Here is an 8,425-nt window from a genome sequence, read left to right as displayed (position 1 = left end):
CAAGAGCACCCATCAGAAACACTATTCAGCAACATCACGCAGTAACACTGGCCAGTAACACTACCCGACAATTTTGACCAGTATTACTGGTTGTTCATACTGGCGGTGAATCGTGGCGAAACTTGACGGTGGTGCTAATCAGAATCACTGATTGGGCGGACTTTTCAGTACTACTGTTCAGCCAAACTGCACAGTAATACTAACCAATCAGTATGGATAGTGCTGTTGTGCAGTCAGCCCACTCGACGGTACTGCACAGTCGTCGGTCTCGTCACCACGATTGCAATCGGAAATCTACGGCGAAGAACGAAAAGTATCGCACCGGTCATATCGGATCGGCACCGGAGTTCAAGGCTTTGAGAACGATTTCGGGGTCGCGGTTCAGCGAATGAACGCGGAAACTGCCCTTTTCGTATCCGCCGCCGGTGTGGCGACTCTCGGTTATCCCGAGGAACGACTGTTCTTTTAAAAGTCGGGACACGCGGTCCCACGAGATGGAGTCGGACCCTTCGTTCTCGCAGACCGTCTTGTAGGCCGTGTAGATGTCCTGTTTGGCGAACTCCTCTTCGTCGCGATTCATCGTCAGCGATGCGAGCGCGATGAGGATGTATTTCACGTGCGGGGTACTCCCCGACACCAGTTCGGCGAACCGATCGGCCTCCGCCCGTTCCATCGCGCTGTCGATGTGCTCGCCTAGCACCTCGGACGTTCCCGACTCCTCTGCGATCGCGCCGGCGTAGCGGAGGATATCGATGGCCTTTCGCGCGTCGCCGTGTTCCCGCGCGGCGAGCGCCGCGACTTTCGGAATAACGTCGTCCGAGAGAACGTTCTCGTGAAAGGCGTCTCGACGATTCTCGAGGATGTGTCGGAGCTGATTCGCGTCGTAGGGATGGAACACGAACTCGCGGTCCTGAAGCGACGAGTCGACGCGCTCGCCGATCGTTTCACGGTACTGGATCTTGTTACTGATGGCGATGATCCCGACGTAGGAGTTGGTCTTGCCCGTCTCTTCCGCCCGCGAGAGCGTCATGAGAATGTCGTCGTCGCCGTCGAGCTTATCGACCTCGTCGAGAATCACGATGAGCGAACGGACCTCGTGATCGTCGAGCATATCCCACAGGTGGCGGAAGTACTCGGCTGCCCCGATACCTTTCCGCGGAATCTCGAGGTCGGGGTCGAGCGTATCGCGGACGCCGAGCGCGAGTTCCCGAGCCGCTCGCGTCTCCGTGTCGTCGTTGGAACAGTCGAGGTATTGGTGAATGAGGTGGACGTCGTTTCGCTGCGCCCGGTCTTGCGCTTCGAAGGCCATGTGTTTCGAGACGAGCGACTTCCCGGTTCCGGTTTTCCCGTAAATGAGCAGATTTCGCGGCGGACCCCCGCGAACGGCCGGCCCGAGCGCTTTCCCGACCGCCCGAATCTCGTCGTCGCGACCGATGATCCGGTCGCGGTCGGGGACGTATCCCACGCGCAGCAACTCCTCGCGGGCGAAGATATCTCCGACGGCAAACGGATCCGCGAGGTCGTCGGAATCGTTCGCTGCACTCGAAGCGGCGTTCCCTGCGTCGGAGGATTCATCCGAGAAAGATGGTTCGTCGGCGAAATCGCGCAAATCACCGTCTCGACCGTCGTTCCGGGGGTTCGGTTCGCTAGCCGACCCTCCCTCACTATCGCGACTCTCGTTCTCCTCCGCGTCGGTCATCGTGTCGTGTGACGTTGTAGCAAGAAGATAAAACTACCGACCTCGAACCGAGTGAATTGCGCGGAATTTCCCGTTCGTGAGCTACGAGGATGAGTTTTCGAAAGTAACGCCGTTCCACATCCCCCACCCCACGTACCGAGTGAAATCGGATTTCGGCGGTGAGTGTGGAGCCGGTCCGAATCGAACTGGAAAAACGGAGGTACATAAATCCGGCCCCTTTTGAAGATGCCTCTCGCTAGAATAGCCGTTGAACGGCGTTTCAGCCTTCTTTTCTGCCTTGTGTGTTGTTTTGTTTGCCTAGACAGATAAATATATAATAAACGGTAGGGGTGGTCGGTGATACGATAACACCGGTTATCGTTACGACGACGCGGACGATAAACCGAATATAGCTATACCATCCGGGGCGACGATATTCAAGAACGACGAAGTACGAGGATGGTCCGGCACATCGACAGTTCGATACGTAGTTGCATGTAGCAAACCGATTTTCCGATCATCGGAAACGAGCGGCTGACAGCGCGGAGAACGTCCGAAATTGGAGAGAACGCTGAAAATCAAAGGGTGCAACTCTCACGCGTTCGAGCGTCGTTTTTCGGCCGTCGCTTTTCGGGCATTGTTTTTTCGGATATCGTCAGTCGGGTACCGTTTTCCGAGTGCATTTTCACTCGGTTTGACGGGTGTCCCCGTTCGAGTGACGCTCTCCAACCGGCGAGGTCGCCCCGACTATTTCACTCGGTGCGAGGGGTGAGTGGGGCCGCAATTACTTCGACCGTTCGCTCCACGTGGATCCGAATTCACATCCGAACTCGCTCGCGATACGAGACCCCTCGTCCCGCTTTTCACTCGGTACAAGGGGTGCCCGTACCGTCGAATTGACTTGCACGACGTTCTCGAATCGGCCGTGAAGGCCCATCGAACGGGTCGCGAATCGACGAATCGGCCGGCTCTCGTCACGAGTCGATTTCCGTCGCCTCGGAACCGGTCTGTCTTCGTCATCGTCGTCGGCTTTATGGTCCACGGGTTTGACTACACGGTCGATGGTAGCTCGTCGTTTGACCACTGACACGACTCGAAAAGCGACCCGTTCGCTCGGTACCGCCGATGAAACACCAGCGCCGTTCGGCTTCCGACCGGAGGTGAACCGTGGAAGAGATTAGCACCGACGCCGCACCGCCGAGCATCGGCCCGTTCTCGCAGGGCATCCGCGACGGGGATCGCATCTACGTCTCCGGACAGGGTCCGGTCGACCCGGAATCCGGCGAGATAGTCGGCGACACCATCGAAGAACAGACCGCGCGGACGCTGGAGAACGTCGCCGCCGTCCTGCGGGCGGCCGGCCGCTCGCTCGACGATGTCGTGAAGGCGACCGTCTTCGTGCGGGATATGGACGATTACGACGCGATAAACGAGGTGTACGCCGACTACGTGTCGGCGCCGTATCCCGCCCGAAGCGCCGTCGAGGTGGCCGACCTCCCGATCGACATCGGCGTCGAAATCGAGGTCGTCGCGAGCGCCCGCGAGGGGGAGTGAGGCGGCATGAAGGGTGTCGGTGCGAAGGATGACGGCACGAAGGAGGCGGTATGAGGGCCGTCGTCGTACGGCGCGGCGAGTCGAAGCCGCGGGTCGCGGAAGTTCCGAAACCGACCCCCGAACCCGGAGAGGCGCTGATTCGAACGCTTCGGGTCGGTATCGACGGCACCGATCACGAAGTCGTCGAGGGGAACCACGGCGGCTTCCCCGAAGGGGAGGACTACCAGATTCTTGGCCACGAGGCGGTCGGCGTCGTCGCGGAGCCGAACGGCACGCGGTTCGACGCGGGTGACCTCGTCGTCCCGACGGTGCGACGACCGCCGGGCGAGTCCAACGCGTACTTCGAGCGCGGCGAACCGGACGTGGCCCCCGACGGTGAGTACCTCGAACGGGGTATCGTCGGGGCGCACGGCTACATGGCGGAGTACTTCGTCAGCGACGAACGGTTCCTCGTCGACGTCCCCGACAATTTCGCGGCCGACGGATTCCTCGTCGAACCGATAAGCAACGCGGAGAAGGCCATCGAGTACGCCTACGCCAGCAGGTCGGCGTTCGAGTGGGAACCCGCGTCCGCGCTCGTGCTCGGCAACGGACCGCTCGGCCTCCTGACGCTGGCGATGCTCGTTGGGAGCGACGACTTCGGGCGGAACTACTGTCTCGGCCGGCGCGACCGACCCGACCCGACCATCGACATCGTCGAGGAACTGGGCGCGACGTACGTCGACTCGCGCGAGACGCCCGTCTCCGCGATTCCGGACGCCCACGAGCCGATGGATTTCGTCTACGAGGCGACGGGGCACGCTCCCCACGCCTTCGAGTCCGTCGAGGCGCTCGCGCCCAACGGCGTCGCCGCGCTGCTCGGAATTCCGTCGGACCACTCGTTCGAATTCGACGGGGGCCGGCTCCACCGGGAGATGGTCCTCCAGAACAAGGCGTTGCTCGGCAGCGTCAACTCGAACGTCCGCCACTTCGAGGCGGCCAAAGCGTCGCTCTCGTCGTTCCCCGATTGGCTCACCGACGAGCTCATCACCGGCGTCTACGGCCCCGACGAGGCGGAGCGGGCGTTCGAAACCGGCGACGACGTCATCAAGACGGTCGTCGAGTTCGGCGCGGTGTAACCCCGCCGCCTACCGCTTCGTCTCCCGCTTGTACGTACTGATCGTCTCCCGCTTCGACTTCCGAATCGTATTCCGTTCCGGCTTACGGTTCGTCCTTACGGTTCGTCTTCCCTTTCGACCTGCGCCCCGATGCGCTCGACGGCGTACGTCGCTTCATCGTCGGTGAGACACATCGGATTAACCGTGAACTCGCCCGCCGGGAGCGCGTCCGCGCCGACGAACACGCGGGGTTCCTCGCGCCGGAGGCCCCCGACCACGTCGGTTGCTGAGACGCCCGCGGCGTCCGCGTCGACGGCGACGACCACCTCCGGGGCGACGGCCGTCTTGTCGTCCGCCGTTATCGACGTTTCCAGTCCGGGGAGCGCGTCGAGGTCGGCCGCGATTCGCCGCGCGCGTTCGAGCCACTCCTCGACGAGCGCCTCGTGGTCTTCCTCCGCGAACAGTTCGAGCGCGCGGAGCAGACCGACGAGTTCCTCCTTCCCGACCTTCATCGGGCGGCCGATTCCCTGCCGGGGGACGCCGCCCAACCGGTCGGCGTCGACGAGTTCGCGCGGCGGTTCCCACACCTGTTCGGCGGCGTGCATGTCGAGGTGCTGCGCCGCCGCAGACGCGACGAGGTCCGCCCGCCCGGCGAGGATACCGGTGGTCTGCGGACCGCGGATGGCTTTCCCGCCGCTGAACGCCACGAGATCAGCCCCGGCCTCCACGAACGCGGAGAGGTTGCGCGTCGGCGGGAGTTCGGCGGCGGCGTCGACGATGACCGGCACGCCGCGGTCGTGGGCGATATCGCACACCGCGGCGAGCGGCGGTTCCGTGTACGCCTTCTCGACGTAGGCGACCGCGGCGGTGTCCTCGTCGATGGCGTCGGCGATCTCCCACGGCTCGACGTTGCGCGACCCGGTGCCGAGGTGGCGGTCGTTCGTCCCGACGTCGACGATCCGCGCGCCCGCCGCGCGGAGCGCGTGGTCGTAGCCGGTTCGGTGGGTTCTCGGCATGACGATTTCGTCGGGGACGCCTTCGGTCTCCGGCAGCCGCGCCATCGCGCCGACGTCGTCGCCCGCGATGCAGGCGGCCGCGCCGAGCGCGAGCGCGCTCGACGCGCCGCACGCGACGTAGCCCGCCTCCGCGCCGGTCACGTCGGCGATCAGTTCGCTCGCCCTCGCCTGCAAGTCCGAGAGGCGGACGAACGCCTCCGACGCCCGACGCATCGCTTCGACGGCTTCCGGTCGGATACGGCTCCCGCCGATCCGCGTCTTCGTCCCGGTCGCGTTGACCACGTGCGGAACACCGAGCTCCTCGTAGATCGTCTCGGGTGGCATACGATGTGCTCGCGCGCCGAACCCTAAATAGGTTCGACGTTCCCGCGCCGCCGTCGGTGCCGCCACCGGTACGTTCATGTTGCGAGAGTGACCATCGATAGCACGTCACGATAATGCCCGACATCGAAGCCGGAACGAGCTACTTCGACGTACAGGATTGCGAACACGCGAAGGCGGACTTGACCCGCTTCGCCGACGCGGGACTCGACGCCGTCCTCCACACGTTCAGCGAACGCGACCGCGCGTTCTACCGCGAGACGACGGCCGACATCGTCGCAGCGAGCCACGACCGGTCGCTCTCCGTCTACGTCAACCCGTGGGGGGTCGGCGGCGTCTTCGGCGGCGAGGCGTTCTCCCGGTTCGTCGCCCGCAACCCCGACTCCCGACAGGTGCTCAACACGGGCGAGCGCGTGCCGGCCGCCTGCTTCAACGACCCCGCGTTCCGCGAATTCGTGCGGGGGTGGACGCGCGACGCCGCGGGACTCGGCGCGGACGTGCTGTTCTGGGACGAACCCCACTGGCACAACGTCCACTGGTACGGCGACGACCACCCCGACGACGTCTGGTGCTGTCGGTGCGGGCGCTGCCGGGAACTGTACCGCCGACGGTACGACGAACCCATGCCGGCGACCGAGACGGAGCGCGTCTCGACCTTCCGCGAGGAATCGATGCTCGGCTTCTTGGACGAGATGATGGCGCTGACGCGCGAGGAGGGCGCCGAAAACGCGGTCTGTCTCATGCCCACCGGGTCGGCCGATCACGGCCCGCGCGATTGGGAGAAACTGGCGAAAAACGACCACATCGACGTGCTGGCCACCGACCCGTACTGGGCGGCGTTCACCGAGGACGCCGACCCGGGCGAGTACGTCGCGCGGTTCGGCGAGGAGTTAGTCCGGGTCGCCGCAGACCACGACCTCCGGAGCCAACTCTGGATTCAGGGGTTCGGACTGCGGGGCGACTCGGCCCCGGACGACGTCCGGACCGCGACCCGAACCGCGCTCGAATTCGCGGACAGCGTGTTCATGTGGGGCTACGACGGCTGTCGAACCATCTCGGAGATCGCCTGCGAGGAACCGATGGCCGTGTGGGAGGCGTACCTCGACGAACTGCCGTAGTCCGCGAAGTCTTCGGACGAACTGTCCTGACCGCTCAGACCACGCGGTCGAGCACGCGTCCCCAGAGCGTCGGGAGGTGCTCCCACGAGAGCAGTCCCTCGGGTGCCCAGTGGGGCGCGCAGTCGGTCGCGTAGGCGAACGAACTCCCGTCGTCGTAGTCGCCGACCGCGAGGAACGGGTCGCCCCGAACCGTCGCCCAAACTTCCGCGTCCGGCCTCGCCGCGGTGCGGTTGTAGCCGAGGACGTGCGGCCACTCGTCGGGCAGGTCGACACCCGGGACACCTTCGTTCCGCGGAACCGCTCCGTCCGGCGTCTCCACGCGGTCGTCGCCGTCGGCGATTTCGACCGGGAGGACGTCGGCGACGGGCGTTGTTCCGTACCGCGCCTGGCCGCCCTTCCCCGCGAAGCTCATGTAGCCGCCGACCATGCCGAGCGCGCCGCCGTCCCGAACCCACTCCGCCAGCAGCGCGCACCTGTCCGCGTCGGTCCTGCCGTCAGCGACCCGTCGCGTTATCTGGAGCGTGTCCGCGCCCACGTCGCTCAAGATTACGAGGTCGTACTCGTCCAGGGCCTCCCTCGTCCGCGGGAACGATTCGGCGGCGACGTGACACGGCTGGTAGGTCACCGACGCGCCGATACCTTCCAGCGTCGAGACGAACCGGCCGGCGGCTTCGCCGTACTGACTGTCGCGCAGCACGTTGCGTCCCTTGATTTCGAACTGCACGGTCACCCACGACTCGCCGGCGAGGAGGACGTTCGTCATCGTCTATCCGTCAAACCGCCGTCGTATAATCCTGTCGCCCGCGCTCAGAACGGAAACAGACGTTCGGCCGCCTCGTCGGTGAGCGGTCGGCCGTACTCGCTGGCCTCGAACGCCTCCGCGTAGCGCACCTCCTCGCCGTCCGCGCCGTACCGTTCGACGAGCTCGTCCCGGTAGCGGTTCGCCACGTTCGAGAGCGTCTCGACGTGCGGGAGTCCGCCGTCGCGCAACCACTCGAACCGCGCGTCGGGGTCGTCGGGCACGTCGTCCAGCGTCCCCTCGACGTACGGCAACCACTCGTACATCTGGGATTCGTGGCGGTCGAGCATCTCGAACTTGCGCTCTATCGCGTCGTCGATGGCGACGACCGCGTCAGGCGAGAAGGGGTACGGCCGGTCGAACGCGTCGCTCAGATAGGCGAAGACGGGGTTTCGGTCGAGCGCGGGCGTTTCCGGGCAGACGTTCGGCACCGCGACGAGGTAGGCGGCGTCCCGCACGAGTTGGGCCGTGTACCGGTGGTCGGGGTGGTAATCGTTCGGTCGGTGGGTGAGCACGAGGTCGGGTTCGAACTCGCGGACGCGTCTGATGAGGCGGTCGCGGTTCTCCAGCGACGGTCGGAGTCGCCCGTCGGGAACGTCGAACGCCTCGAACTCGGCGTCGGCGACCGCCGCGGACGCCTCGGCCTCCGCGAGGCGTCTGCGAACCAGTTTCTCCCCCGCGAGTTCGTGGTGCCCGGCCTCGCCGTTCGTCATCGAGACGAACAGCACCTCGTCGCCGCGGTCCGCGTACTTGCACGCGACGCCGCCGGCCTTGAGGTCGCAGTCGTCGGGGTGAGCGCCGACGACGAGGACGCGTACGGTCTCGGTTGGCATCGGTTCGTG

7 protein-coding genes are annotated in these 8,425 nt (G+C 64.9%); 3 read left to right on the top strand and 4 right to left on the bottom strand.

The genetic code is table 11. The annotated features are described in order from the left end of the window. Window positions 1-325: 325 nt before the first annotated feature. Window positions 326-1,699: a Cdc6/Cdc18 family protein gene (locus LIX00_RS20455; protein ID WP_227356406.1), complete on the bottom strand. Its 1,374-nt coding sequence runs from the start codon at window positions 1,697-1,699 to the stop codon at window positions 326-328. Between the two features lie 1,146 nt (window positions 1,700-2,845). Between LIX00_RS20455 and LIX00_RS20450 the strand changes: the two genes are divergently transcribed. After that, the gene (locus LIX00_RS20450; protein ID WP_227356405.1) at window positions 2,846-3,232 is read left to right on the top strand and encodes a Rid family detoxifying hydrolase; all 387 of its coding nucleotides are present in this window, start codon (window positions 2,846-2,848) and stop codon (window positions 3,230-3,232) included. A 50-nt stretch (window positions 3,233-3,282) separates the two neighbouring features. Then, window positions 3,283-4,350: a glucose 1-dehydrogenase gene (locus LIX00_RS20445; RefSeq protein WP_227356404.1), complete on the top strand. Its 1,068-nt coding sequence runs from the start codon at window positions 3,283-3,285 to the stop codon at window positions 4,348-4,350. A gap of 95 nt (window positions 4,351-4,445) precedes the next feature. Here the strand turns inward: LIX00_RS20445 and LIX00_RS20440 are convergent, their stop codons facing one another. Then, window positions 4,446-5,669: an aminotransferase class V-fold PLP-dependent enzyme gene (locus LIX00_RS20440; protein WP_227356403.1), complete on the bottom strand. Its 1,224-nt coding sequence runs from the start codon at window positions 5,667-5,669 to the stop codon at window positions 4,446-4,448. Window positions 5,670-5,782: 113 nt separating this feature from the next. On the opposite strand from LIX00_RS20440, the gene LIX00_RS20435 reads away from it, so the two are divergent. Next, window positions 5,783-6,784: a hypothetical protein gene (locus LIX00_RS20435; protein ID WP_227356402.1), complete on the top strand. Its 1,002-nt coding sequence runs from the start codon at window positions 5,783-5,785 to the stop codon at window positions 6,782-6,784. A 34-nt stretch (window positions 6,785-6,818) separates the two neighbouring features. Here the strand turns inward: LIX00_RS20435 and LIX00_RS20430 are convergent, their stop codons facing one another. Next, window positions 6,819-7,547 carry a glutamine amidotransferase gene (locus LIX00_RS20430; RefSeq protein ID WP_227356401.1) on the bottom strand — a complete coding sequence of 243 codons (729 nt, stop codon included), beginning with the start codon at window positions 7,545-7,547 and terminating at the stop codon, window positions 6,819-6,821. Window positions 7,548-7,591: 44 nt separating this feature from the next. Beyond that, the gene (locus LIX00_RS20425) at window positions 7,592-8,416 is read right to left on the bottom strand and encodes a PIG-L deacetylase family protein (RefSeq protein ID WP_227356400.1); all 825 of its coding nucleotides are present in this window, start codon (window positions 8,414-8,416) and stop codon (window positions 7,592-7,594) included. Window positions 8,417-8,425 lie beyond the last annotated feature (9 nt).

It is taken from the genome of Haladaptatus salinisoli (assembly GCF_020614375.1).
Classification (GTDB): domain Archaea; phylum Halobacteriota; class Halobacteria; order Halobacteriales; family Haladaptataceae; genus Haladaptatus; species Haladaptatus salinisoli.
The sequence above is the reverse complement of the archived record's forward strand: the minus strand, read 5'-3'. Positions and strand labels throughout refer to the sequence as shown.

What these genes read in the sequence shown, in the direction of transcription:
- LIX00_RS20445 (WP_227356404.1), top strand. Translation starts at nt 3,283, where the DNA reads ATGAGGGCCGTCGTCGTACGGCGCGGCGAGTCGAAGCCGCGGGTCGCG.
- LIX00_RS20435 (WP_227356402.1), top strand. Translation starts at nt 5,783, where the DNA reads ATGCCCGACATCGAAGCCGGAACGAGCTACTTCGACGTACAGGATTGC.
- LIX00_RS20455 (WP_227356406.1), bottom strand. Translation starts at nt 1,699, where the DNA reads ATGACCGACGCGGAGGAGAACGAGAGTCGCGATAGTGAGGGAGGGTCG.
- LIX00_RS20430 (WP_227356401.1), bottom strand. Translation starts at nt 7,547, where the DNA reads ATGACGAACGTCCTCCTCGCCGGCGAGTCGTGGGTGACCGTGCAGTTC.
- LIX00_RS20425 (WP_227356400.1), bottom strand. Translation starts at nt 8,416, where the DNA reads ATGCCAACCGAGACCGTACGCGTCCTCGTCGTCGGCGCTCACCCCGAC.
- LIX00_RS20440 (WP_227356403.1), bottom strand. Translation starts at nt 5,669, where the DNA reads ATGCCACCCGAGACGATCTACGAGGAGCTCGGTGTTCCGCACGTGGTC.